Below are 23,332 nucleotides of genomic sequence, written 5' to 3'. Positions count from 1 at the left end.
GGTGCCAGCTCTCATCGACACCAGGCACCCGAAGCGACTCCTACCAGTGTCAGAACTCATCGACATCCGGTGTTCGTTCACATCTACACAGCCACCGAAGTGCTCGGCCAGGCGCCGCCGCGGACCTCGTCAGTCACGTAGGACAGCGTGTTCCACCACCAGGTGGGTTCCTCGTTGACGATGGCCCGGGCGGCAGCCGCGTGGGCGACGTCAGCGGGGCCTCCCTCCCCCGGTTACGAGCAGCGCCCGCACCTCGTCGTCGGTGGGCGGGTCGAAGTCGACGTACGCCTGGCCCACGGCCCGGAACGGCGTCGGCCGCCGCACGCACACGACCTCGTCGGCCTCGCGCGCCAGGGCCGCGCACGCGTCGGCGGATCCGACCGGCACTGCCACGACGACGTGCGCCGGAGCGTGGCTGCGGACAGCCGAGACGGCGGCGCGCATGGTCGCGCCGGTCGCCAGCCCGTCGTCCACGAGCACCACGACGCGACCGCGGACGTCCGGCGCAGGGCGCCCGCCGCGGTACGCGGCCTCGCGGCGGCGCAGCTCGACGAGCTCCCGGCGGCGCACGCGGTCCAAGTCGTCCGCCGTGACACGTGCCTGCGCCTGGACCCGGTGCTCGTGCACCAGCTCGACCGCGTCGCCGATCCCGGCGATGGCACCCATCGCGACCTCGGGATATCCGGGGAGTCCGAGCTTGCGGACGACGACGACGTCCAGCGGTGCGCCGAGCGCCGCGGCGACCGGGGCCGCGACCGGCACCCCGCCGCGCGGCAGCGCGAGGACGAGGACCCGCGCGTCGCGGGCGTAGGCGGCGAGATGACGCGCGAGGTCACGCCCGGCAGCGGCGCGGTCGGGGTAGCGCCTGGCCGTGTCGGGCATGCGCGGGACCTCCCGGTGCGCACGACGGCCTCACAGCGCCGTGACGCATCGTCGACGACAGTCCCAGCGTGCGCCCGCCAGGCGACGGCGGCAACGACGCGACGCATACTGGAGCACGACGAACGATCGAGGTGGTCACGGTGGTCGATCCCGACGACCCACGCGAGCAGATCCAGGTCGCCGTGCTCCTGGCGAACGGGCGGCTGGCGGGACGCCGGTTCGCGGACCGGGCCGAGGCGGCGGCCTGGGCGCAGCCCGGCGAGGAGGTCGTCGAGCTCAACCTCGTCTGCGAGTGCGACCGGTAGATGCCCTGCGCACGTCGCGCGTCAGTGGTGGTGGCCGTGCCTGCCCAACGTGTCGGCTGCGGTCGCGCCCGGCCGGGTCCACTGCGGGACCGGACGGCCGGTGGGACCCCACGTCGCGTGCCCGTCCACGTCGGTGCGCCAGTACCAGCACGGCTCGTTGCCCTCGGGCCAGCCGTCCGGCACGTCCTGCCACGCCTCGCGTCGTCCGTAGGGCGTCAGGTCGAGCAGGCTGAACGACCCCGCCGCCTGCTCGACGCCCCGGCCCGTCGTCGAGTACGTGAGGAACACGCGGTCGCCGTCGCGCAGGAAGCACGCGAAAGAACCCATGTCCCCGCCGATCGGCTCGTCGAGGCCGCGCACGGAGTACCAGGGCTGCGTGTACCCCATGAACTCCAGGTACGGCGCGACCTCCTCCCACGGTCCTGTCGTGAGGATCGCGAAGGAGACGCCCCGCGCGTCGAGGTAGACGGCGTCCCTGAGGTGCCACGCGGAGACGGTGCAGCCCTCGCACTGCCCCTGGTGCGGTGCGCCGTCGTGCCACATGTGCTGGTACACGAGCAGCTCGTCGTGGTCGCCGAACAGCTCGACGAACGGGACGGGGCCGTCGGCGCCGACGACCTCGACGCTCCCGTCGAGCTCCACCATCGGCAGGCGCCGCCGCTCGGCCGCGAGCGCGTCGCCGGCGCGGGTGTGCGCCTTCTCGCGGATGAGCAGCGCGTCGCGGGCCGCCTGCCAGGTGGCCGGGTCGACGACGGGCGGGCGGCCGGGCAAGGAGGTCGGGGGTTCGTGCGTGGTGGTCATGGTCTCTCCGCGGGCGGGTGTGGCGGGCACCGCGGTCCGGCGCCCTGGCGTCCCCACTACAGACACCGGGCGTGGCCGGAACTCATCGCGTGACGAGACAGAGGCGACGACCGGTCCGGAGTTCCGGACCGGTCGTCGCACCGGCGGACGTCACTGCGCCCCGCGGCAGCTCGGCTACGGCGCAACGGGGCCGTAGAGCGGCTGCACCTCCGCCATCTCGAGGTCCGCGGTCGCCTGGATGAGCGAGAGGAGCTCGGGGTCGAGCCCCGGCGAGAACTCCTCGTAGCGCTCCTCCGCGATGGTGATCGGCACACCGGCCGGGGCCTGCTCGCTCGCGTCGAGCTGCGTGCCGTCCTTCGACGGGGACATGCCCTGGAAGATCTTGCCCGCCTCGGACGCGGCCGTGAGGTCGAAGGAGTACTGCTTGCTCTGCAGCCCGAGGTCCAGGAGCTTCTTGACCTCGGGGAACCTCTCGGCGCTCGTCTTCGGGATCGGCAGGACCTTGGCCCAGTCGACGCCGAGGGTCTCCAGGGCTCGGGCGTACGCGTTCTCGTGCGCCTGGTCGCGCACGATGAGGTAGGAGATCGTCGAGCGGGCGGTCTTGTTGTCCGTCATCTCGTAGATGCGGCACTTCTGCAGCCGGCCGGTGGACTCGAGCATGAGGTTGTACAGCAGGTCCAGGACGAGGTTGCCGGAGTTGTAGACGTAGGACCCGCTCCAGGGGTTGCCCGCGGCGTCCACCGGCAGGGCGCCCTGCGAGGCGACCAGGTAGTGGTGGATGTTGCTCTGGTCCAGAGCCGTGCTCAGGGGCGTGTCCCCGCCGGCGCCGGGAGTGTCGAGCGGGTCCGTCTTCTTGCCCTGGTAGCGGGGCGAGCCGTCGAGCAGCCGGGCGATGGTCGTGCCGATCAGCTCCACGTGGCTGATCTCCTCCGTGCCGATCCCCTGCAGCAGGTCGCGGTAGGGCTTACCGGCAGGTCCACGGAAGTTGATGCTCTGGAACAGGTACTGCATCATCGTCCGCATCTCGCCGAACTGCCCGCCCAGGCCCTCCTGGAGCGCGTTGGCGGCGGCCGGGTCCGGCTCGTCGGGGACGATCTCGTTGATCAGGCGCTGGACGTGCAGGTACATGGCTGCCCCTTCGCGATGTCGCAGTGTGAGACGTCCCACACTGCTCCTCCGGGCCGTATCCGGCATCCGGTGACCTCGGCTGCGGGGCGGCACCGTGGTGCTCGCCGCGGCGCTGCGGGCTCATGCCCTCCTGCTCGGGTCGTCCGCTGGGGCGTGCCACGCACCGGGAGCGTGCGTAGGGAGTGCGAGGTCGGCCAGGACGCCGGCGTGGTCGCTGGCCCAGGCCCCTGCCACCGGTCGGTCGAGGACACGGCGGCAGTCGACGACGTCGAGCGCCGGGCCGAACGCTCCCCCGCCCACCAGGACGTGGTCGATGCGCCGCGGCAGGACCGTCGCCATCTGCCCGTCGGCGACCAGCGGGTTCGTGGGGGCGAACGTGTGCCCGGGCACGTCTCCGTGCACCGTCTCCCAGCAGTCCTGGTGGAACGTGCTGCGGCCCTCGACCGGCTCGCGCCCGCGCAGGAACCGCAGGCTCGTCGCGTCGGGCGTCGCGTCGAGGTCGCCGAGGACGACCCTCGCCACGGTCGGTGGGCGACGTGCGAGCGCGTCCACGAGGCGGACGGCCTGCCGCACCCGCTCGCCCTCGCGGTCGAGCTCCCAGGTCGGCTTGTGGTGCGCGACCGTCACGGTGCCGAGCGGGGTGTCGACGTCGGCCACGACGCTCCCCAGCCACGGCAGCAGCCCGGGTCGCCGCGTGACGACCTGGTCGACGTGCTCGACGTCCCGCAGCGGCCACCGCGACACCAGGGCGGCGCCCACACCGTGCTCGTCCGGCGACCGGTGCACGGCCACGTGGACGTCGTCCCCCATCAGCGCACGCAGGAACGCACCGTCGTCACCGACGGGGACCTCCTGGAACGCCGCGACGTCGGGGGCGAGCCCGCGCACCGTGCGGACGACGAGGTCCGCGCGCCGCGCCCAGTCGGGGTTCGCGGGGGCGAGGACGTTGAACGTCAGGACGCGCAGCGTCGCGCGGCTGCCGGGCTCCATCTCCCCGAGGCTGGTCCGGCGGCCGTCGGCTCGCAACCGGGGACCGAGGACGACCGCGGCCGGCGAGCGGCGACGACGGCTGCGCCGCAGATGGCGTCACCCGCACGACGAAACACGGCGGCAACGGAACATCCGAACGAACGTATTCCGACGGAAACCACACCGAAAGAACCACCCCCTTCACTGGTGGCATGCCGCCGACCGACCAGCTCACGACCCGTGTGGACCTCGCGATCCTGGGCGTCCGCAGCGACGCACCCGTCCGCCGCACGGGAGGTGCGGGCCCCAGCGACGACGGCCACTTCGTCATCGGCGGTGCGGGGGCCGCCATCCCGCTGGACCCGGCCAGCCCGTACGTGGTCCGCGGGGGCCGGCTGACCCTCGACGGCGCGGACCTGGGCATGGACGTGCAGCCGGTGGCGCGGCCCCGGTTCTACGACCTCGCGACGGCCGACGGCACGTCGTACGACAAGATCGCCAAGCTGCACGGTCGGGACGTCCTCGCGACCACCGTGGTCCAGACGTGCGTCCGGTACGGCGAGGCCGAGCGGTGCCGGTTCTGCGCGATCGAGGCGTCGCTCGCCGCCGGCACCACCATCGCCGTGAAGACGCCCGCCGTCCTGGCGGAGGTCGCCCGAGCGGCGCGGGACCTCGACGGGGTGTCGCAGATGGTGATGACCACCGGGACGTCCAACGGCCGGGACCGTGGCGCGACGCACCTGGCGCGCTGCGTGCGGGCCGTCAAGGACGCGGTGCCGGAGCTGGAGATCCAGGTGCAGTGCGAGCCGCCGGCCGACCTGCGGACCATCACCGACCTGTACGACGCGGGCGCACGGTCCATCGGGATCCACGTGGAGTCCATGGACGACGAGGTCCGTCGGCGCTGGATGCCGGGCAAGTCGACCGTCCCCCTGGACGAGTACCGCGCGGCCTGGCGCGAGGCCGTGCGGGTGTTCGGACGCAACCAGGTGTCGACGTACCTGCTCGTCGGGCTGGGTGAGGACCCGGACGAGATGGTGGCCGCCGCGGCCGAGCTGGTCGAGATGGGTGTCTACCCGTTCGTCGTGCCGTTCCGCCCCTTGGCGGGCACGCTCGCGACCGACGTCGACAGGGTGCCGGCGCCGCACCGGGGGGTGGTCGCGGACGTGACGGCGCGCGTCGGGTCCCTGCTGCGCGCCGCCGGCATGCGGGGTTCGGACCAGGCCGCCGGCTGTGCGGCGTGCGGTGCCTGCAGCGCGCTCGCCGCGGTGGGTGGCTGAGGTGCTCGACGTCCCGACGCTCACGGGCGCCGCCCCGGTCGTCGTGCCGGCGCCGTGGACGGTGCGGCCCGCGTCACCGCGGCAGGTGGAGGAGTACCGGGCGCTGCGCCGCGACGTCTTCGTCGACGAGCAGGCGCTCTTCGCGGGTCACGACCGCGACCGCGTCGACGAGGACCCGCGCACGGAGGTCCTCGTCGCGGTCGACCGCGACGGGCGCGTCGTGGGCGGGGTGCGCCTGTCCCCGGCGGTCGAGGCGCTCGACGCGGCGGGACGCGACCTGGGCTGGTGGACCGGCAGCCGGCTGGTCGTGGCCAGGACGGCGCGCCGGGCCGGCGGGATCGGGGCGGCACTGGTCCGGGCCGCGTGCGTGCGCGCCGCCGAGCTCGGTGTCCTGCGGTTCGAGGCCACGGTGCAGGCGCCCAACCGCGTGCTCTTCGAGCGCCTCGGGTGGCAGGCCTGGGACACGTGCACCGTGCAGGGCGCCCCGCACGTGCGGATGCGCTGGCCGGTCACCCGGGTCGCCGACCTCGTCCGGGCCACGAAGGCCGACCTCGCGTCGGTGCTGGGTGCGCTGGCCGACGACGCGGGGACGCTGCTGCCGGGCGGCACCCTCGGCGGCGCGGGGTTCCGCGGGGACGACGGTGCTCCCGTGCCCGGCACCGACCTCGTCGCCGCGTGCGACGCCATCCTGCCGGCGCTCCTCGAGCGCGACCCGGAGTGGGCGGGCTGGTGCGCCGTCCTCGTCAACGTCAACGACCTCACGGCGATGGGCGCGCGCCCGGTCGGGCTGCTGGACGCCCTGGCCGCACCGACGGTGTCGTTCGCCCACCGGGTCATGAACGGCGTGCGCAGCGCCGCCCAGGCATGGGGCGTCCCGGTCCTGGGCGGCCACACGCAGCTCGGCACGGCGGCCGCCCTGTCCGTCACCGCCCTGGGTCGCACGTCCCGTCCGGTGCCCGGCGGCGGCGGGCGGCCCGGCGACGCGCTGTCGCTGACGGCCGACGTGTCCGGCCGGTGGCGCCGCGGCTTCGAGGGCCGGCAGTGGGACTCCACGTCGGCCCGTGGCGCTGCGGACCTGCGCCACCTCGCCGCGACCGTCGCGACGGCCTCCCCCCGCGCGGCGAAGGACGTGTCGATGGCCGGGGTCGTGGGCACGACGGCGATGCTCGCCGAGGCGTCGGGCACGGGTGCCGACATCGACGTCGCGCGTGTGCCGGCGCCCGCGAGCGCGGCGACGGGCGACTGGCTCACGTGCTTCCCCGGCTTCGCGATGCTCACCGCCGACCCGCCCGGCACGTCGCGCATGCCCGCAGCGACGGGCGCCCTCGCGCAGTCCGCCGAGTGCGGCGTCCTCACCGCGCGGCCGGGTGTCCGGCTGCGGTGGCCGGACGGCGCGCTCACCGACGCGGTCCCCGGCCCGGCGACGGGCCTGGGCACCGCCTGACCCCGACCGACCCACCCACCACGCAGGTCCCCCACCAAGAGGAGAGCCCCACCATGCCGTTCGACGACCAGATCCAGGCCGCCATCGACGCGTCGCTCGCGGAGATCCCGCACCCGTCGCTGCCGAAGGGCACCAACCTGTACGGCTCGACCAAGATCTTCCCCGACTACCAGGCGGAGCCGGGTCAGTCGTACCTCACGCTCGTGCACGGCATCCCGCACGAGTCCTCCGTGAGCTTCGTCGCGATCCTGCAGGCGACACGGGCGCTGCGCAAGGGCTTCGAGTCCGCCATCTACTTCTACGGCCCCGGGGCCCTGGCGTGCGCCGCGAACCGCGGGTTCCCCACGACGGGCGACGCGGGCTTCCCGGGCGAGCTGAACATGAACGGCTCGCTGGAGACCTTCATCGCGGAGGGCGGCACGGTGTTCTGCTGCCGGTTCGGCATGGCCCTGCACGGCATGCGCGAGGAGGACCTCATCGCTGGCGTGATCCCGGCGCACCCCCTCGACGTCCAGGACGCGCTGATCCACTACGCGCGCAAGGGCGCCATCATCAACTCGACCTACAACCTGTGAGGGGTCCGCGATGAGCCTCACCGTCGCCGCGGTGTCGGCGAACTTCACGCGGGACCTCGAGCAGAACTTCGCCGTCATCGAGCAGATGCTCGACGACGCCCGGGCCGCGGGCGCCCGCCTCGTCGTGTTCCCGGAGGCGTCCATCGGGGGGTACCTGTCGTCGCTCGGCAACCACGGCGACACGGCCCGCACGACGAGCCGCTCGCTGCCCCCCGCGATCCGGCTGGACGGCCCGGAGATCCGGCGGGTCCAGGCGCTGGCCGGCGACACGGTCGTGGTGATCGGGTTCTGCGAGCTGGCCGCCGACGGGCAGACCCGGTTCAACGCCGCCGTGTGCCTCGACGGTGGCCACGTCTACGGCTCGTACCGCAAGGTCCACCAGCCGCTGGGCGAGGCGATGTCCTACGCGGCCGGGTCGGAGTACCGCGCGTTCGACACCCCGGTGGGACGCATCGGCCTGCAGATCTGCTACGACAAGGCGTTCCCCGAGGCGGCACGCGTCCTGGCCCTGGACGGCGCGGAGATCGTGGCGTCGGTGTCGGCGTGGCCGGCGGCGCGCACCGCGACGGCCGAGAACCTGCAGGAGGACCGGTGGACGTACCGGTTCAACCTGTTCGACTGCGCCCGCGCGCTCGACAACCAGGTGTTCTGGATCGCGTCCAACCAGTCGGGGACGTTCGGGTCGCTGCGGTACGTCGGCAACAGCAAGGTGGTGGACCCCGGCGGCAACGTGCTGGCCACCACCCTGCTCGGCGCCGGGCTGGCGGTCGCGGAGATCGACGTCGCGGGCACGTTCGGCGCGATGCGGGCGGGCATGTTCCACCTGCGCGACCGACGTCCCGACGCGTACGGACCCGTCACCGACACCGGCACGCCGCTGCCGCAGCAGACCCGGGAGCCCGCCCATGCCTGAGATGACGTTCGACGTGCGCTGGCCCGACGGGTCCGACACCGCGTGCTACTCCCCCAGCCTCGTGATGTGGGACCACCTGGAGGTGGGGGCGACGTACCCGGTCGCCGAGTTCGTGCGACGCACCAGTCGAGGCCTCGGCGAGGCGAGCGACCGCGTCCGCGAGCGCTACGGGGTGCGGTGCACGTCCGCGGCCGAGCAGCAGGCGGCGATCGGCGTGCTCGCCGCGCGGTTCGACCCGGCCGCACCCGTGCGGGTGCTGGGCATGGCGCCGCCCCTGCCGACCGCGCCGGCCGGCCCGACGCCCGCTGCACCGGGGTGTGACGCGTGATCCGGGCGACGGTCCGTGACGGCGCCCACCACGGGGTGGTCGTGGTCGGTGGCGGGCAGGCGGGTCTCGCGCTCTCGCACCACCTGGTCGCGGCCGGGGTCGACCACCTCGTGGTCGAGCGGGAGAGCGTGGCGCACGAGTGGCGCGACGGCCGCTGGGACGCGTTCACGCTGGTGACGCCCAACTGGCACTGCCGGCTGCCCGGGTACGCGTACGACGGGCCCGACCCGGACGGCTTCATGACGCGCGACGAGGTGTACCGGTGGGTGCGCGGCTACGCGGACACGTTCGACGCCCCGGTGGCCGAGGGCGTCGCCGTGACGCACGTCGCCGCGCGGGACGGCGGCGGGTTCGTGGTGACGACCTCTGCGGGCACGGTGACGGCCGACGCGCTCGTCGCGGCGGTCGGGGGGTACCACCGGCCGGTGACCCCCGCCTGGGCGGACGCCCTGCCCGCCGACGTGGTGCAGGTCCACTCCCACCGGTACCGCAACGCCGCCCAGCTGCCGGCCGGTCCGGTGCTCGTGGTCGGCACGGGCCAGTCCGGCACGCAGATCGCCGAGGACCTCCTGCTCGCCGGCCGCGAGGTGCACCTGGCCGCGGGCCGCGCGCCGCGGGTGGCCCGCCGCTACCGGGGCAGGGACTGCATGACGTGGCTGGCGCAGATGGGCGTGTACGACGTCCCCGTCGCCGCCCGGGGGCTGGCCAAGCGCGAGTCCACGAACCACTACGTGACGGGCCGGGACGGCGGTCGGGACGTCGACCTGCGGGACTTCGCACGCCGCGGGATGCACCTGTACGGGCGGGCGACGGGCGTCGAGGACCGTGCCGGGGCCGCGGCCGTCGTGTTCGCGCCCACGCTGGCGGCCGACCTGGACCACGCGGACTCGGTGGCGGAGTCCATCAAGGACGACATCGACCGGTACATCGCGGCCCAGGGCATCGACGCGCCGGTCGAGGCGCGGTACACGCCCGTGTGGCAGCCGCCGGACGAGCCGGCGGCGCTGCCGGTGGAGCGCATCTCGGCGGTGGTGTGGTCGGTCGGGTTCCGGGCCGACTGGTCGTGGCTGGGACCGTTGGCCGCGCGCGTGCTCGACGACGAGGGGCACCCCCGGCACGTCCGTGGGCGCAGTCCCGTGCCGGGCCTGGCGTTCCTCGGTCTGCCCTGGCAGCACACCTGGGGGTCGGGCAGGTTCCTCGGGGTCGCCGACGACGCGCAGCACCTGGCGCAGCAGCTCACGGCGTCGGTCCCGCCGGAGGTGCGCGAGAACCTCGTCGGCGACCGGGTCGTCGCCGTCCCGTCGTGATCCCCGCGGCGGGCGCGCCGTGACCGCGGTGACCATGGCGGCGGTCGCCGCGCACTTCGGTCGGGACATCGAGCGCACGCTGCTCAAGCTCCCCGGCATCGTGGACCGCGCCCGCGAGCGCGGGGCGGACCTGCTGGTGCTGCCGGACGCGACCATCGGCGGCTACCTGCACGACCTGTACCACCCCGGCGCCGGCCCCGACGGCGGCGGGCTGCCCCCGGCCGTGGACCTCGACGGACCCGAGGTGGCCGCGGTCGTGGCGATGGCCGGCGACATGGTCGTCTGCTTCGGCATCGCGGAGCGTGCGGTGCAGGGCGGCCGTGAGGTCCGGTACAACACGGCGCTCGCGGTGCACGGCGACGGGGTCCTGGGGGTGCACCGCAAGGTGCACCTGCCGCTCGCGGAGAACGAGGCGTACCGGGCGGGCACGGGCTTCACGGCGTTCGACACCCCGGTGGGGCGCGTGGGCATGCTCATCGACTTCGACAAGACGTTCCCGGAGTCGGCCCGCACGCTCGCGCTCGACGGGGCGGTCGTGCTCGCGTGCCTCAGTGCGTGGCCGGCGAGCGTCACGGACCGCTCGGACCGCATCCGCAACGACCGGCAGGCGCACCTGTTCGACCTGTACGACTGCGCGCGGGCCGCCGAGAACCAGCTGTACCTCGTCTCGTCCAACCAGACCGGCGTCCTGGGCGGTCTGCGGTTCCTGGGGCAGGCGAAGGTCGTGGACCCGGCCGGGGAGATCGTCGCCAAGACGTGGGCGAAGGGCGGCCTCGCGGTGGCCACCGCGGACGTGCTGCACGACGTCACGCGGGCGCGCCGCACCATGCACCACCTGCGTGACCGCGTCGTCGACGCGTACGGGCTCGGCCCGTACGCGCACGCCTGAGAGCTCGGAGGCCGCCCGTGCGCATCGCGCAGATCACCTACTCCACCCGGCCGCGCGGCGGTGTGGTGCACACGCTCGCCCTGGCGGAGGCGCTGGCGCGGCGCGGCCATGACGTGAGCGTGTGGACCCTGGGCCGCGGCGGCGACGCGGCGTTCTTCCGGCCGGTGGACCCGACGGTGAGGGTCCGGGTCGTGCCGTTCGCCGCCCGGGAGGACGAGAGCGTCGGCGAGCGCATCGAGCGCTCGATCCGGGCGATGGGCGCGGCGTTGGCGCGGTCCCACGGGACCGCGGTGGACGGCGTGGTGCACGCCCAGGACTGCATCTCGGCGAACGCCGCCGCCGTGGCGCGCATCGGTGTCGTGCGCACGATCCACCACCTGGACGAGTTCACGACGCCCCGCCTCGTGGAGTGCCACGACCTCGCGGTGACCCGGCCGGTGGCCCGCCTGTGCGTGTCGCGGGCCGTCGCACAGGAGGTCGCCGACGCCTACGGGGTGCGGCCCACGGTCATCCCCAACGGCGTGGACGCCGCACGGTTCACGGCCGCCGCCGCGCCCGGTGGTGCGGCGGCGCGGGCGGCGTGGCGTGGGCGCCTCGGTCCGTACGTGCTGGCGCTCGGCGGCATCGAGCCGCGCAAGGGCTCGATCGACCTGCTCGAGGCGTTCGTGCTGCTGCGCCGCACGCACCCGGCACTGCGGCTGGTCTTCGGCGGTGGGGAGACGCTCTTCGACTACCGGCCCTACCGCGAGCGCTTCGAGCAGCGGGCGCGTGAGCTGGGCACCGCGCCGGTGGTGCTCGGCACGCTCGCCGACGACGACGTCCCACCGCTGGTCGCCGGCGCGTCGGCCCTGGCGATGGTGTCGACGAAGGAGGGCTTCGGCCTGGCGGCGATGGAGGCGCTGGCAGCCGGTGTGCCGGTCGTCGCCCGGGACCTGCCGGTGACCCGCGAGGTCTTCGGTGCCCAGGTCGGGTACGGCCACGACGTGCCGTCGATCGCGTCGGCGCTGGCCCGGGCCGTGGACGGGGTCCCGGCGGGCGACACCGACGCGGGGCGGGCACTGGCGTGGCGGCACTCGTGGGACGCGGCGGCGGCCGCGCACGAGCGGTTCTACCAGGCCGTCGCGGCGCACGGGGGTGACCGTGGCGCGCCTGTCGATCTCGCGGATCCTGCGGCGGCTGGCCGACGCTGAGCCCGCCCGCGTCGTCGCGGTCGCGGTGACCGCGCAGGGCGAGCGGACGCTGACGGCGCGCGAGCTCGACCGCCGCAGCAACGCGTACGCGCGCGATCTGCTCGCGCGCGGCGTCGCGCGGGACGACCTGGTCGCGGTCTGTCTGCCGAACGGCCTGGAGATGCTCGTGGTGTGCGCGGCCGTGTGGAAGGTGGGTGCCACCCCGCAGCCGGTCGCGCGCACGCTGACGGCCGCCGACCGGGCGGCTGTCGTGCGGGCGGCGCGCACCGCGGTGACCGTCGGGTTCGCGGTCGACGGGACGCCGACCCTTCCCGAGGGTCACCGCCCCGGGGTGGACGACGGTCCGCTGCCCGATGCGTGGGCGCGCGCGTGGAAGGCCCCGACGTCGTCGGGCAGCACCGGCACGCCCAAGGTCGTGCTGACCACGGCACCGGCGCTGCTCGACCCCGAGCAGCCGGTCGCCGACTTCCTGCCCCGGCGGGCGACGCAGCTCGTCAGCGCCCCCCTCACGGGCTCGGCGGCCTTCACGTACGCGTTCCGCGGCCTGCTCACCGGGCACACGCTGGTGCTCCTGCCCCGCTTCGAGCAGAGCGCGTGGCTCGACGCTGTCGAGCGTCACCGGGTCACGTGGACGCTGCTCTCCCCCACGACGATGGACCGGCTGCTGCGGGTCCCGCCCGCGCAGCGCGACGTGCGGCGGCTGGTGTCGCTCGAGACCGTGCTGCACCTCGGGGCGCCGTGCCCCCCACGGCTCAAGGAGGAGTTCGTGACCTGGCTGGGTGCCGAGCGGGTCGTCGAGGTGTACGCGGGGTCGGAGTCGAACGGCCTGACGATGATCCGCGGTGACGAGTGGCTGCGGCGGCGCGGCAGCGTGGGGCGCCCGATCGCGGGGACGCAGGTGCGCGTCCTGCGTCCCGACGGCACCGCGGCAGCCCCGGACGAGCCGGGTGCGGTCTGGATGCGGCGCGGCGACCGCCCGACCTACCGGTACCTCGGTGCCCGCAGCCGACGCACCGCCGACGGGTGGGACACCCTCGGCGACGTGGGCCACCTCGACGCCGACGGGTACCTGTGGATCACCGGCCGGGAGGACGACGTCATCGTCCGCGGCGGTGAGCGCATCCACCCCGTCGAGGTCGAGCGGATCCTCGAGCGGCATCCCGCCGTGCGCTCGGCCGTCGCGTACGGGGTGCCGGACGACGAGCACGGTCAGCGCCTCGAGGCGGTCGTCGACGTCGCCGAGTCGCAGGTCCTCCCCGCGGCGCTGCTCGAGCACGCCGCCCGCGGGCTGGATCCTGCACGGCGCCCGACCGTCGTGCACGTCGTGCGCACGCCCGTGCGTGACGACGCCGGCAAGGTGCGCCGGCGCGACCTGCCGGGCGCGGCCGGGACCACCCCGCGCGACGCAGGGTGAGCCGGCCGCGACGACGACCACCGCATGGGCCCTAGGTCACGCGACCCGGCGCCGACGAGGGCGGAATCTGGAGAAGAGCACGATTTCGACCACTCGAACAGGAGGGGGACACGATGGTCGACGGACCCGTGGTCATCGCCCTGGACGGCGGGGCGCACAGCGCTCACACGCTGCAGTGGGGCCTGGAGGAGGCGGAACGGCGCGACGCGGACGTGCTGCTCGTGCGCGCCTGGCAGGAGCCGTACGAGGTCACGCCGTGGGGTTGGTACGCGCCCCTGGGCGCTCTGGGGATCGACCTGGAGGCGCAGCGCTACCTCGACGCCCAGAAGGAGCACGCAGCGGCCCACCACCCGCGGCTGCGCATCCAGACCCGCGCGATCCAGGGCGCGGTCGTCCCCGCGCTGCTCGCGGTCGCCGAGGGCGCACAGCTGCTGGTCATCGGCTCCAGCGGCCGCCCCGACGGGTCCCGGCTGGGCAGCGTGACCGGCCACGTCGCAGCGCACGCGCCCGTCCCGGTCGCCGTGGTCCGGCAGGCCCCGGGCGACGCGCCGGCGGGTCCGGTGATCGTCGGCGTCGACGGCTCCGCGGCCTCGCTCGTCGCAGCACGGACCGCGGCACGTCAGGCGCACTCGCGCGACGTCCCGCTCGTGCTCGTGCACGCCCGCCCGACCGTGGTGGACCCGTACGGCACCCACGACGCGCCCGCCCCGGTCGCGCCGGACGAGGCCGGTGCAGCGCACCACGCGGTGGCACGCCTCGCCGAGGACCTCCAGCAGGAGCACCCCGGGCTGCGCGTCGAGGTCGAGGTGGTCGAGGACCACCCCGCGCACGCCCTGGCCGCGCGGTCGCGCAGCAGCGACCTGGTCGTGGTCGGCTGCCGCGGGCTCGGCGCGTTCCGCGGCATGCTGCTGGGCTCCGTGAGCCACGACGTCCTGCGCAACGCGTCGTCGAGCGTGCTGGTCAGCCGGGCAGCGGCCTGAGGCCCACGGGTCGGCAAGCGCAGGACACCCCACGCAGCAGAGGCTCGTCCCGGCGTCCGGGACGAGCCTCTGACCTGCACATCTCTGTCGGGCTGACAGGATTTGAACCTGCGACCCCTTGACCCCCAGTCAAGTGCGCTACCAAGCTGCGCCACAGCCCGTTGGCTCCCGCAGAAGCCTCGAAGACTCTATCGCACCCGACGCCGTCGCTCGGACCACAACGTGCGGGAGGCGTGTCACAGCACCCGCGACGTCAGGCGCTCGCGTCCCGCTCCTCGCGCCGACGCCGCAGCACCTCGAGCTCCGCGCCGACGACGCCCAGCACGAGCAGGTCGATCAGCAGGCCCCACGACGCGTCCCACTGCGAGAGCCGGAACAGGAAGAACTGCGTCACCAGCAGGCTGACGAGCACCGCGCGGCGGAACCACAGGTACCCGTCGACCGCGTCCCGGCGGACCCGCACCAGCCCGACGCCGGCGAGCACCACGCTGGCCGCGCCCGCGACCAGGGCCCCGGCGACCACCCAGCCCGGGGAGTCGTCACCGCTCCACCAGCGGTACACGGCGCCGCTGACGGTCACCGCGGACGTCCCCACGAGCACGGCGACCGCGAGCCACGGCACGAACCGCGCCCGCACCAGCGTGTGCAGCACCCGCACGACCGCCGACGCCACGATCCCGACGGGGTCCGGCAGCTCGGCGTGGTCGAGCTCGATGCTCCGCAGCAGCGCCCGGGCCTCCCGCGCCCCCGGCACGTCCCCCGCGTCGGCCAGGCGCGCCTCCGCGCGGCTGCGCGCAGCCGGCGTGAACCCGCCGACCACCCCGGCCACCGCCTCGTCGACAGCCCCGGCGAGGGCCTCTCGGGGGTCGCGGGGGCGGCGGCCGTGCAGCGCGTCGGCGACGAGCCCCAGACCCACCACCGTCGCGTAGATGATCGCGGCGGTCGGCTCGTAGAAGTAGTCGTTGTCGGACGTGACGAACTTGCCGACCTCGTCGACGAACAACCCGAACCCGATGCCACCGACGAGCGCACCAAGCGGGCGCAGCGACGGCCCGACGAACGAGAGCAGCAGGAGGAACGCGACCGCCATCAGCAACCCGCCCCACAGCACGTGCGCGATGTGCAGGCCGTCCCCACCGAGCTGCGGGTACCCGGTGGCCGCCAGCAGCGCACGCGTGCCCAGGACGGTCACCCCGGTCGCGACGAGGAACGTGGCGAGATGACGCGGACCACGGGGGTCGCGCGGCAGACCGAGGCGCAGCATCACGTGCGTCGCCGCGCGCGCGGCGTCCTCGGGCTGCCGGACCGTCACCCCCGCGTCACCGCTTGCGCTTCTCGCGGACGCGCACCGAGATCGTGATGGGGGTGCCCTCGAACCCGAAGGTCTCGCGCAGGCGACGCTCGATGAACCGCCGGTACGTCGGCTCGAGGAACCCGCTGGCGAAGATCACGAACCGGGGCGGACGCGTCGAGGCCTGGGTGGCGAACAGGATGCGCGGCTGCTTGCCGCCGCGCAGCGGGTGCGGGTGGGCGGACACGAGCTCACCGAGGAACGCGTTGAGGCGCCCGGTGGAGATGCGGGTGTCCCAGGACGCGAGCGAGCGCTCCAGGGCAGGCACGAGCCGGTCGGTGTGCCACCCGGTCTTCGCGGACACGTTGACGCGCGGTGCCCACTGGACCTGCACCAGCTGCTGCTCGATCTCCCGCTCCAGGTAGGGACGGCGGTCCTCGTCCATGAGGTCCCACTTGTTGTACGCCACGACCAGGGCGCGCCCGGCGTCGATGACCTGCTGGACGATGCGGATGTCCTGCTCGGTCATGGGTGCCGACGCGTCGACGAGCACGACCGCGACCTCGGCCTTCTCGACCGCCGCCTGGGTGCGCAGCGAGGCGTAGAAGTCCGCGCCGGACGTCTGGTGCACCCGGCGTCGGATGCCCGCGGTGTCGACGAAGACCCACGGCTTGCCGCCGAGCGCGACCAGCTCGTCGACCGGGTCGCGCGTGGTGCCGGCGACGTCGTCGACGACGACGCGCTCGGAGCCGACGACCTTGTTCAGCAGCGAGGACTTGCCGACGTTGGGACGCCCGACGAGCGCGACGCGGCGCGGCCCGTCCGGCAGCGGCGTGGCGTGCGCCGAGACGGTCGGCAGGGCGGCCATGGCGGCGTCGAGCAGGTCACCGGTACCCCGGCCGTGCAGCGCCGAGATGGGGTGCGGCTGGCCCAGGCCCAGGGACCACAGCGCGGCGGCGTCGGCCTCGACCGCGGGGCCGTCGACCTTGTTGGCGACGAGCACGACGGGCTTGCCGGAGCGCCGCAGCAGCCGCACGACCTGCTCGTCGGTGTCGGTGGAGCCGACCGTGGCGTCCACGACGAACAGGACCGCGTCGGCCAGCTCGATCGCGACCTCCGCCTGCTGGGCGACGCGCTTGTGGATGCCCGCGACGTCGACCTCCCAGCCGCCGGTGTCGACGAGGGTGAAGCGGCGGCCGGACCACTCGGCGGGGTAGCTGACGCGGTCGCGCGTGACGCCCGGGTTGTCCTCGACGACCGCCTCACGCCGGCCGATGATGCGGTTGACGAGGGTCGACTTGCCGACGTTCGGGCGTCCGACGACCGCGAGCACGGGCAGCGTCGTGGCGACCTCACGCTCGTCGTCCGTCGCCTCGCCCTCGAGGAGAGCGAGGTCCTCGTCGGCGAGGTCGTACTCGGCGAGTCCCGCGAGCAGGGCACGCTCGCGCGCCGCGTCGTCGACGCCGTCCGCCGCCGGGTCCAGGCCGTCCGGCGCGTCGTCGACACCCTGCGGTGCGGCGTCGCCCCGGGGTGCGGCGGGGTCGGCGAGGCCGACGCGGTCGTCGTCCGAGGCGTGCGTCGTGGTGGGGTCCGGCTGCTCCATGCGTCCATTGTCCCCCGGCGGGGGTGGCAGGTCAGACCACGGCGTGCGCGTCGTCCTCCGGCAGCCGCACGCCCGTGCGGTCCTGCGCGGTCACCACGAGGTCCGCGAGCGCGTCGCGGATCGCCGTGGCGGCGTGGTCGATCGCCGCGCGTCGCGACCCGCCGGTGCTGCTGACGTCGATCGGCTCGCCGAACTCCACGTACAGCTTGCGGCGCAGCGGGGGCAGCCCGCGCCGGGCGTCGCCGGTGCGGCGGGTGCCGAGGATCGCGACGGGCACGACCGTGGCCTGTCCGTTCACCGCGAGCCACGCGGCACCCGCGCGGACCTGCTCGACGGCGCCGCTACCGCGCGTGCCCTCAGGGAAGATGCCCACGGGGCCGCCGCGCCGCAGCACCCCGAGAGCGGACTGCAGGGCGGGTCGTGCCACGGCGCGGTCGACGGGGATCTGCCCGGCGGCACGCAGGAACGTGCCGAGCGGGCCACGGAACATCTCCGTCTTGATCAGGACGTGCAGCGGGCGCGGCGAGGTCCCCACGAGCAGCGGCCCGTCGAGCGCGGTCACGTGGTTGGCGGCGAGGACCACCGGCCCGGTGACCGGGACGCGGTCGGCGCCGGTGACCTGCGCGTCCCACACGACGTGGGCGAGGAACCACCCGACCCAGCGCGACCACGCGGGTCCGCGCGCCGAGGGCACGTGCGGCTCGACGGCCTTCCCGGCGTGCGTCATGCCCGCGCTCCCCGCGCCCGCTCGACGACGTCGAGGACGGCCTCGACGGTCTGCTCCAGGTCCAGGTCCGAGGAGTCGACCGTGACGACGCCGTCGGCGGCGACCTGGAACTGCACGACCGTGGAGTCGTCGGCGTCGCGGCGCACGACCTGGTCGCGCGTCGCGGAGAGGGCCGCCGCGTCGGCGGTGCCGTGCAGCTCGCGGGCCCGGCGCGCGAGCCGCGCCTCCTCGGAGGCCGTCAGCAGGACCCGCACGTCGGCGTCGGGGGCGACGACCGTGGTGATGTCACGCCCCTCGGCGACCACGCCCCGGCCACCGGACCAGCCACCGGTGCGCTCGGCCTCGATGACGGCGCGCTGGCGGCGTCCCAGCTCGCCGCGCGCCTCGAGGTTGGTCGCCACGGCGCTGACACGCGACGAGATCTCGGTCGTGCGGATCGCGACGCCCACGTCGCGCCCGTCGACGACGACGGTGGGTCCGTCCGGGTCGACGCCCACGACGAGCGGTAGGTCCCGCACCGCCTGCGCCACGGCGACCTGGTCGGTCAGGGGCACACCCTGGTCCAGGCACCACCACGTGGCGGCCCGGTACATCGCCCCCGTGTCGAGGAAGGCCAGGCCGAGGCGACGCGCGACCTCGCGCGACACGCTCGACTTGCCGGACCCCGACGGTCCGTCCACCGCGACGACGGTGCTCACGTCACCAACCTCCATCCCCGAGCGGTCAGCTCGGTCTCCAGGTGCTCGGCCCGGGCGGGCAGCACCGCGATCGACGCCATGCCGACCGGGCGTCCCGCGGCGTGCTCGAGCCGCAGGTCCTCCAGGTTCACGCCGGCTCGCCCGACGTCGCCGAGCAGGCGCGCCAGCTCGCCGGGCACGTCCGGGACCAGCACGGTGACCACGGCGTACTGCTTGCTGGCCCCGCCGTGCTTACCGGGGATGCGTGCGGCGCCCGTGCCGCCGTCGGCGATGGCCCGGGCGATCGTCGCGAGCGCACCGAGCTCGACGTCCTCCGGCCCGGAGGCCGCCGCCGCGAGGTCGAGCGCGCCGACGACGACGTCGAGGTCGTCGCGCAGCGCGACCAGGACGTCGCGGACGGCGGCGGCGTTCGCCGCGAGGATCGACGTCCACAGCGCCGGGTCGGAGGCCGCCAGGCGGGTCACGTCGCGCAGACCCTGCCCCGCGAGCGCGAGCGCGTCCTCGTCGACGGCCCGCAGCCGTGCCGCGACGAGCGAGGAGGCGAGCTGCGGCACGTGCGACACGACCGCGACCGCCGCATCGTGCTCGTCGGCGTCCATGGTGACCGGGACGGCACCCACGTCGACCGCGAGGTGCCGCACGGCCAGCAGCGCGTCGTCACGCGAAACGCCGGAGTCCGTGATGACCCACGGCCGACCGAGGAAGAGGTCGGGCACGGCGGCGGACGGGCCCGACCGCTCCCGGCCCGCCATCGGGTGCGACCCGACGTACCGGGTCAGGTCGGCGCCGGACGCCCGCAGCTCGGCCAGGACGTGCCCCTTGACGCTCGCGACGTCCGTCACGACCGCGTCGGGGTGGTCCGCGAGCGCGGTGGCCACCGCGGCGGCCGTGACGTCGGGCGGGGCGGCGACGACGACGAGGGCCGGAGCGGGCGTCGACGCGTCGACGGGTGACCCGGCGCCCACGTCACGCGCGAGCGCGAGCGCGGTGCGCGATGGGTCCTCGAGCTGCACGTCGACGCCGTGCTGCCGCAGCGCCAGGCCGAGCGACGCGCCGAGCAGGCCCGTGCCGACGACGCGGACGGGCCCGGCGGTGGCGATCGTCACATGCCCACCGCCGTCATGAGCGACCCGACCTCCGTCTTCGACAGGACGCGGGTGCGGCCGGGCCGCAGGTCGCCGAGGCGGATGGGGCCGATGCGGGTGCGCACGAGGCGGGCGACGGGGTGCCCGACCTCGTCGAACACGCGGCGCACGACGCGGTTGCGCCCTTCGTGGAGCACGACCTCGACGAGGCTCGCGTGGCTGGCGACCTGCACGATCTTGAACTCGTCGACCTGCACGGTCCCGTCCTCGAGCTCGATGCCCCGCTTCAGCTGCTGACCGAGCGCCTCGCGGACGCGGCCCTCGACCTCGACGAGGTAGGTCTTGGGGACGCCGTGCGAGGGGTGCGCGAGCCTGTTGGCCAGCTCGCCGTCGTTCGTCAGCAGCAGCAGCCCCTCGGAGTCCGCGTCGAGCCGGCCGACGTGGAAGAGCCGCTCCTCGCGGTTGGCGACGTACTGCGCGAGCGAGGGACGCCCGTCGGGGTCGTGCATGGTCGACACGACGCCCACCGGCTTGTTCAGCGCCAGGGTGATGATCGAGGAGTCGAGCTGGACGCGCATCCCGTCGAGGTGGATGACCGCGGTCGTCGGGTCGACGCGCACGCCGAGCTCGGTGACGACCTGGCCGCCGACGGTGACGCGGCCGGCCGCGATCAGCTCCTCGCAGGCCCGGCGCGACCCGAGCCCGGCGGAGGCGAGCACCTTCTGCAGCCGCACGCCCTCCGGGTCGTGCACGTCGATCGGTTCGGCGACCTGCGCGCCGCGCCGCGCCGGGCGCTGCGTGTTGCGCGGGCCGCGACGCCCGCTCCCGCCGCCCGGGCGGCTCGCACCTTCTGCGCGCCCGCCCCCTCGGTGGCCACGCGCTCCCGTGCCGCTCATCGTGGGTCCTCTCGTCCGTGGTGCGTGTCGATGCCCTCCAGGGACTCGATGTCCGGCAGGTAGGGCGCCAGCGGGGGCAGCTCGTCGAGACTCGACAGGCCCATCCGCTCCAAGAAGTATCCCGTGGTCCCGTACAGGACTGCACCAGTCGCCGCGTCCTGGCCGACCTCGGCGACCAGCCCGCGGGTCGACAGGGTGCGCATGACGCCGTCGACGTTGACGCCGCGGACGGCCGAGACCTGACCGCGGCTGACGGGCTGGCGGTACGCGACGACCGCCAGGGTCTCCAGCGCGGCCTGCGTGAGCCGCTGCGTCTGGCCGTCGACGACGAAGCGTCCGACGACGTCCCCGTGGGCGCCCGCCGAGTAGATCCGCCAGCCGTCGCCGGCACGTCGCAGCTCGAAGCCGCGCGGGCGGCCACCGTGCTCGCCGCGGTACTCGGCCGCGAGCTGCGCGAGCAGGTCCTCCACGTGCGCGGTGGGCAGCCCGAGCGTGGTCGCCAGCCGCACGGCGGGGACCGGCTCGTCGACGACCATGAGGACGGCCTCGATCGCCGCGAGCGCTCCCCCGGGCAGCGTCTCGACGTCGAAGGCGAGCTCGTCGGGCGCGGGCTCGTCGCGGGTGGCGTCGAACGGCCCGTCCGCGAGGCTGCCGTGGGCCGACGTCGGGGGCGCCGGCTCGTCACCCGTGGTGGGCGTCGTGCCGTGTGGGACGTTCTCGGTCATGCTCCGGCCTCCTGGTCGACGGGTGCCACGACGTCCTCGACGGGCAGCGGCGGGGCACCGTCGTCGCGGTCGAAGTCGTCCGACACCGAGATCTCCCCGTCGTCGCTGCCCGTCCACCGCACGGTCAGCTCACCGAGCGGCTCGACCTGGTCGAAGCCGACGGCGCCCTCGCGGAAGAGCTCCAGCAGCGCGAGGAAGCGCACGACCACGACGACCGGTTCCCCGGCGTCGGCGGTCAGGGCGCGGAACGTCGTCGCGCCGTGGCGGCGCAACCGGTCGACGAGGACCGCCGCCTGCTCGCGGACGCTGACGAGCGGGGCGTGCAGGTGGCTGATGTCGACGCCCGGCGGGGGCGGCTTGGGCGCCAGCGCCCGCGCGGCGAGCACCGCGAGCTGCTCGGGACCCATCTGCCAGACCAGCTCGGGCAGCAGGGCCGCGAGGTGCGGCTCGAGCGCCACGCTGCGCCCGTGGCGGCGCGAGCCCGCCTCGAGCTGGGTGCCCAGGTCCGCTGCGACGACCTTGTACGCGCGGTACTGCAGCAGCCGCGCGAACAGCAGGTCGCGCGCCTCGAGCAGCTCGAGGTCCTCGGCGTCCTCGACCTGCGCGGACGGCAGCAGCCGTGCGGCCTTGAGGTCGAGCAGCGTCGCGGCCACGAGCAGGAACTCGCTGGCCTGCGACAGGTCCCAGTCCCGCCCGCCCAGCGCGGCGGCACGCTCCCCGGCGCGGATGTGCGCGATGAACTCGTCGGTGACCTGCGCCAGCGCGATCTCGGTGATGTCGAGCTTGTGCTTGGCGATCAGCCCGAGCAGCAGGTCGAACGGGCCGCTGAACACGTCGAGGTGGACCTCGAAGCCCGAGGACCCGGCAGGTGCGCTCTCCCCCGGCGCACCGTCCCCGGGCGTGCCCTGTCCGGTCGTGGCGTCGAGGACGCCCTCAGGCGGCGTCGCCACGCGCCACGAGCTCGCGCGCGAGCTGGCGGTAGGCCTCGGCACCCGCGTGCGTCGGCGCGTACTGGGTGATCGGCTCGGCCGCCACGGTCGCGTCGGGGAACTTGACGGTCCGGCCGATGACGGTGTGCAGGAGCGTGTCGCCGAACGCCTCACGCACGCGCGTCACGACCTCGCGGGCGTGCAGGGTGCGCGAGTCGTACATCGTCGCGAGGATCCCGTCGACCTCGAGGCGCGGGTTGAGCCGGTCGCGCACCTTCTCGATGGTCTCGATGAGCAGCGCGACGCCGCGCAGCGCGAAGAACTCGCACTCCAGCGGGATCAGCACGCCGTGCGACGCGGTCAGCGCGTTGACCGTCAGCAGACCGAGCGACGGCTGGCAGTCGATGAACACCACGTCGTACTCGTCCATGACGGGCCGCAGCACACGCGCCAGGACCGACTCCCGGGCCACCTCGCCGACGAGCTGGACCTCGGCCGCCGAGAGGTCGATGTTGGCCGGCAGCAGGTCGAGGTTCGGGACGGCGGTGTGGCGGATGATCTCGTGGATGTCGGCATCCCGCTCCATGAGCAGGTTGTAGATGGTGCGGTCCAGCTCGTGCGGGCTGATGCCGAGGCCCACGGACGCGGCGCCCTGCGGATCGAAGTCCACGATGAGCACGCGCCGGCCGTACTCGGCGAGCGCGGCCGCGAGGTTGATCGTGGTCGTCGTCTTGCCGACGCCACCCTTCTGGTTGCACATCGCGATGACCCGCGCCGGCCCGTGCGACGCCAACGGCGCGGGCACGGCAAATGCGGGCAGCGGGCGTCCCACCGCGTCGAGCGGCTGCTCGGTCGTCTCCTGGCTCATCGGCTCACCATCTGCTCCCCGTCGCCCGTCCGGGCCCACCTCGCGGACAACCTACCGGAGCGCGGCGCCCGGACCCGGTACGACAGACCGGGCGACCCGCGATCC

Annotated in this window: 24 protein-coding genes and 1 tRNA gene; 11 read left to right on the top strand and 14 right to left on the bottom strand. The window is 74.6% G+C overall.

What is annotated here, in order from left to right:
* Positions 1-210 precede the first annotated feature (210 nt).
* Positions 211-882: a phosphoribosyltransferase gene (locus tag IR158_RS07055; protein ID WP_291811287.1), complete on the bottom strand. Its 672-nt coding sequence runs from the start codon at positions 880-882 to the stop codon at positions 211-213.
* Positions 883-1,022: 140 nt separating this feature from the next.
* Between IR158_RS07055 and IR158_RS07050 the strand changes: the two genes are divergently transcribed.
* Entirely contained in the window at positions 1,023-1,187 is a 165-nt protein-coding gene (locus tag IR158_RS07050; RefSeq protein ID WP_291811283.1) for a hypothetical protein, read from the top strand.
* Positions 1,188-1,208: 21 nt separating this feature from the next.
* On the opposite strand, the gene IR158_RS07045 is transcribed toward IR158_RS07050, so the two are convergent.
* The 3 genes from IR158_RS07045 to IR158_RS07035 form a co-directional block, all read right to left on the bottom strand.
* Complete coding sequence (locus IR158_RS07045; protein ID WP_291811280.1) at positions 1,209-1,988, bottom strand: DUF899 family protein; 780 nt, start codon at positions 1,986-1,988, stop codon at positions 1,209-1,211.
* Between the two features lie 174 nt (positions 1,989-2,162).
* Positions 2,163-3,116, bottom strand: coding sequence for a manganese catalase family protein (locus IR158_RS07040; RefSeq protein WP_291811277.1), 954 nt, complete (start codon positions 3,114-3,116; stop codon positions 2,163-2,165).
* 120 nt (positions 3,117-3,236) lie between these two features.
* Positions 3,237-4,106 carry an endonuclease/exonuclease/phosphatase family protein gene (locus IR158_RS07035; RefSeq protein WP_291811274.1) on the bottom strand — a complete coding sequence of 290 codons (870 nt, stop codon included), beginning with the start codon at positions 4,104-4,106 and terminating at the stop codon, positions 3,237-3,239.
* A 191-nt stretch (positions 4,107-4,297) separates the two neighbouring features.
* Between IR158_RS07035 and IR158_RS07030 the strand changes: the two genes are divergently transcribed.
* The 10 genes from IR158_RS07030 to IR158_RS06985 all read left to right on the top strand — a co-directional run bounded on the left by IR158_RS07030 (position 4,298) and on the right by IR158_RS06985 (position 14,405).
* Complete coding sequence (locus tag IR158_RS07030; RefSeq protein ID WP_291811272.1) at positions 4,298-5,365, top strand: MSMEG_0568 family radical SAM protein; 1,068 nt, start codon at positions 4,298-4,300, stop codon at positions 5,363-5,365.
* 1 nt (position 5,366) lies between these two features.
* Positions 5,367-6,809, top strand: a complete 1,443-nt coding sequence (locus tag IR158_RS07025) for an MSMEG_0567/sll0787 family protein (RefSeq protein ID WP_291811268.1) — start codon at positions 5,367-5,369, stop codon at positions 6,807-6,809.
* A gap of 53 nt (positions 6,810-6,862) precedes the next feature.
* On the top strand, positions 6,863-7,384 hold the full coding sequence (locus IR158_RS07020) for an MSMEG_0572/Sll0783 family nitrogen starvation response protein (RefSeq protein WP_291811264.1): 522 nt from the start codon (positions 6,863-6,865) through the stop codon (positions 7,382-7,384).
* A 10-nt stretch (positions 7,385-7,394) separates the two neighbouring features.
* Positions 7,395-8,297 carry a carbon-nitrogen hydrolase family protein gene (locus IR158_RS07015; protein WP_291811261.1) on the top strand — a complete coding sequence of 301 codons (903 nt, stop codon included), beginning with the start codon at positions 7,395-7,397 and terminating at the stop codon, positions 8,295-8,297.
* A complete protein-coding gene (locus tag IR158_RS07010) occupies positions 8,290-8,625 on the top strand; it encodes an MSMEG_0570 family nitrogen starvation response protein (protein WP_291811258.1) in 336 nt (111 codons plus the stop codon). Before IR158_RS07015 ends, IR158_RS07010 begins: the two co-directional genes overlap by 8 nt.
* Positions 8,622-9,932 carry an MSMEG_0569 family flavin-dependent oxidoreductase gene (locus IR158_RS07005; protein WP_291811256.1) on the top strand — a complete coding sequence of 437 codons (1,311 nt, stop codon included), beginning with the start codon at positions 8,622-8,624 and terminating at the stop codon, positions 9,930-9,932. The genes IR158_RS07010 and IR158_RS07005 overlap by 4 nt, the downstream gene beginning before the upstream one ends.
* 19 nt (positions 9,933-9,951) lie before the next feature.
* Entirely contained in the window at positions 9,952-10,821 is an 870-nt protein-coding gene (locus IR158_RS07000; RefSeq protein WP_291811252.1) for a carbon-nitrogen hydrolase family protein, read from the top strand.
* Between the two features lie 17 nt (positions 10,822-10,838).
* On the top strand, positions 10,839-12,011 hold the full coding sequence (locus tag IR158_RS06995) for an MSMEG_0565 family glycosyltransferase (protein WP_291811251.1): 1,173 nt from the start codon (positions 10,839-10,841) through the stop codon (positions 12,009-12,011).
* Positions 11,962-13,425 carry an AMP-binding protein gene (locus tag IR158_RS06990; protein ID WP_291811250.1) on the top strand — a complete coding sequence of 488 codons (1,464 nt, stop codon included), beginning with the start codon at positions 11,962-11,964 and terminating at the stop codon, positions 13,423-13,425. Before IR158_RS06995 ends, IR158_RS06990 begins: the two co-directional genes overlap by 50 nt.
* 113 nt (positions 13,426-13,538) lie before the next feature.
* Positions 13,539-14,405 carry a universal stress protein gene (locus IR158_RS06985; protein WP_291811248.1) on the top strand — a complete coding sequence of 289 codons (867 nt, stop codon included), beginning with the start codon at positions 13,539-13,541 and terminating at the stop codon, positions 14,403-14,405.
* 87 nt (positions 14,406-14,492) lie between these two features.
* Here the strand turns inward: IR158_RS06985 and IR158_RS06980 are convergent.
* The 10 genes from IR158_RS06980 to IR158_RS06935 all read right to left on the bottom strand — a co-directional run bounded on the left by IR158_RS06980 (position 14,493) and on the right by IR158_RS06935 (position 23,227).
* Positions 14,493-14,566, bottom strand: a tRNA-Pro gene (locus IR158_RS06980).
* A gap of 92 nt (positions 14,567-14,658) precedes the next feature.
* Entirely contained in the window at positions 14,659-15,717 is a 1,059-nt protein-coding gene (locus tag IR158_RS06975) for a hypothetical protein (RefSeq protein ID WP_291811246.1), read from the bottom strand.
* 7 nt (positions 15,718-15,724) lie between these two features.
* Positions 15,725-17,299, bottom strand: coding sequence for a ribosome biogenesis GTPase Der (der, locus tag IR158_RS06970; RefSeq protein ID WP_291811244.1), 1,575 nt, complete (start codon positions 17,297-17,299; stop codon positions 15,725-15,727).
* A 31-nt stretch (positions 17,300-17,330) separates the two neighbouring features.
* Complete coding sequence (locus tag IR158_RS06965; protein ID WP_291811243.1) at positions 17,331-18,026, bottom strand: 1-acyl-sn-glycerol-3-phosphate acyltransferase; 696 nt, start codon at positions 18,024-18,026, stop codon at positions 17,331-17,333.
* Positions 18,023-18,739, bottom strand: coding sequence for a (d)CMP kinase (gene cmk, locus IR158_RS06960; RefSeq protein WP_291811242.1), 717 nt, complete (start codon positions 18,737-18,739; stop codon positions 18,023-18,025). The genes IR158_RS06965 and cmk overlap by 4 nt, the downstream gene beginning before the upstream one ends.
* A complete protein-coding gene (locus IR158_RS06955; RefSeq protein WP_291811239.1) occupies positions 18,721-19,830 on the bottom strand; it encodes a prephenate dehydrogenase in 1,110 nt (369 codons plus the stop codon). Before IR158_RS06955 ends, cmk begins: the two co-directional genes overlap by 19 nt.
* Entirely contained in the window at positions 19,827-20,705 is an 879-nt protein-coding gene (locus tag IR158_RS06950) for a pseudouridine synthase (RefSeq protein ID WP_291811237.1), read from the bottom strand. The genes IR158_RS06955 and IR158_RS06950 overlap by 4 nt, the downstream gene beginning before the upstream one ends.
* Positions 20,702-21,430, bottom strand: coding sequence for an SMC-Scp complex subunit ScpB (locus IR158_RS06945; RefSeq protein WP_291811233.1), 729 nt, complete (start codon positions 21,428-21,430; stop codon positions 20,702-20,704). Before IR158_RS06945 ends, IR158_RS06950 begins: the two co-directional genes overlap by 4 nt.
* Positions 21,427-22,380, bottom strand: coding sequence for a ScpA family protein (locus tag IR158_RS06940; protein ID WP_291811231.1), 954 nt, complete (start codon positions 22,378-22,380; stop codon positions 21,427-21,429). The genes IR158_RS06945 and IR158_RS06940 overlap by 4 nt, the downstream gene beginning before the upstream one ends.
* Positions 22,364-23,227, bottom strand: coding sequence for an AAA family ATPase (locus IR158_RS06935; RefSeq protein WP_291811229.1), 864 nt, complete (start codon positions 23,225-23,227; stop codon positions 22,364-22,366). Before IR158_RS06935 ends, IR158_RS06940 begins: the two co-directional genes overlap by 17 nt.
* Positions 23,228-23,332: the final 105 nt, after the last annotated feature.

Origin of the sequence: Cellulomonas sp., assembly GCF_015234515.1 — a bacterium.
In the GTDB taxonomy this organism is placed as follows: Bacteria; Actinomycetota; Actinomycetes; order Actinomycetales; family Cellulomonadaceae; genus Cellulomonas.
The sequence above is the reverse complement of the archived record's forward strand: the minus strand, read 5'-3'. Positions and strand labels throughout refer to the sequence as shown.

Excerpts from the sequence above, each read along its gene's own strand:
- IR158_RS07055 (WP_291811287.1), bottom strand. The coding sequence starts at position 882 with ATGCCCGACACGGCCAGGCGCTACCCCGACCGCGCCGCTGCCGGGCGT.
- IR158_RS07045 (WP_291811280.1), bottom strand. The coding sequence starts at position 1,988 with ATGACCACCACGCACGAACCCCCGACCTCCTTGCCCGGCCGCCCGCCC.
- IR158_RS07040 (WP_291811277.1), bottom strand. The coding sequence starts at position 3,116 with ATGTACCTGCACGTCCAGCGCCTGATCAACGAGATCGTCCCCGACGAG.
- IR158_RS07035 (WP_291811274.1), bottom strand. The coding sequence starts at position 4,106 with ATGGAGCCCGGCAGCCGCGCGACGCTGCGCGTCCTGACGTTCAACGTC.
- IR158_RS07030 (WP_291811272.1), top strand. The coding sequence starts at position 4,298 with ATGCCGCCGACCGACCAGCTCACGACCCGTGTGGACCTCGCGATCCTG.
- IR158_RS07020 (WP_291811264.1), top strand. The coding sequence starts at position 6,863 with ATGCCGTTCGACGACCAGATCCAGGCCGCCATCGACGCGTCGCTCGCG.
- IR158_RS07015 (WP_291811261.1), top strand. The coding sequence starts at position 7,395 with ATGAGCCTCACCGTCGCCGCGGTGTCGGCGAACTTCACGCGGGACCTC.
- IR158_RS07010 (WP_291811258.1), top strand. The coding sequence starts at position 8,290 with ATGCCTGAGATGACGTTCGACGTGCGCTGGCCCGACGGGTCCGACACC.
- IR158_RS06985 (WP_291811248.1), top strand. The coding sequence starts at position 13,539 with ATGGTCGACGGACCCGTGGTCATCGCCCTGGACGGCGGGGCGCACAGC.
- der (WP_291811244.1), bottom strand. The coding sequence starts at position 17,299 with ATGGAGCAGCCGGACCCCACCACGACGCACGCCTCGGACGACGACCGC.
- IR158_RS06965 (WP_291811243.1), bottom strand. The coding sequence starts at position 18,026 with ATGACGCACGCCGGGAAGGCCGTCGAGCCGCACGTGCCCTCGGCGCGC.
- cmk (WP_291811242.1), bottom strand. The coding sequence starts at position 18,739 with ATGGAGGTTGGTGACGTGAGCACCGTCGTCGCGGTGGACGGACCGTCG.
- IR158_RS06950 (WP_291811237.1), bottom strand. The coding sequence starts at position 20,705 with ATGAGCGGCACGGGAGCGCGTGGCCACCGAGGGGGCGGGCGCGCAGAA.
- IR158_RS06945 (WP_291811233.1), bottom strand. The coding sequence starts at position 21,430 with ATGACCGAGAACGTCCCACACGGCACGACGCCCACCACGGGTGACGAG.
- IR158_RS06935 (WP_291811229.1), bottom strand. The coding sequence starts at position 23,227 with ATGAGCCAGGAGACGACCGAGCAGCCGCTCGACGCGGTGGGACGCCCG.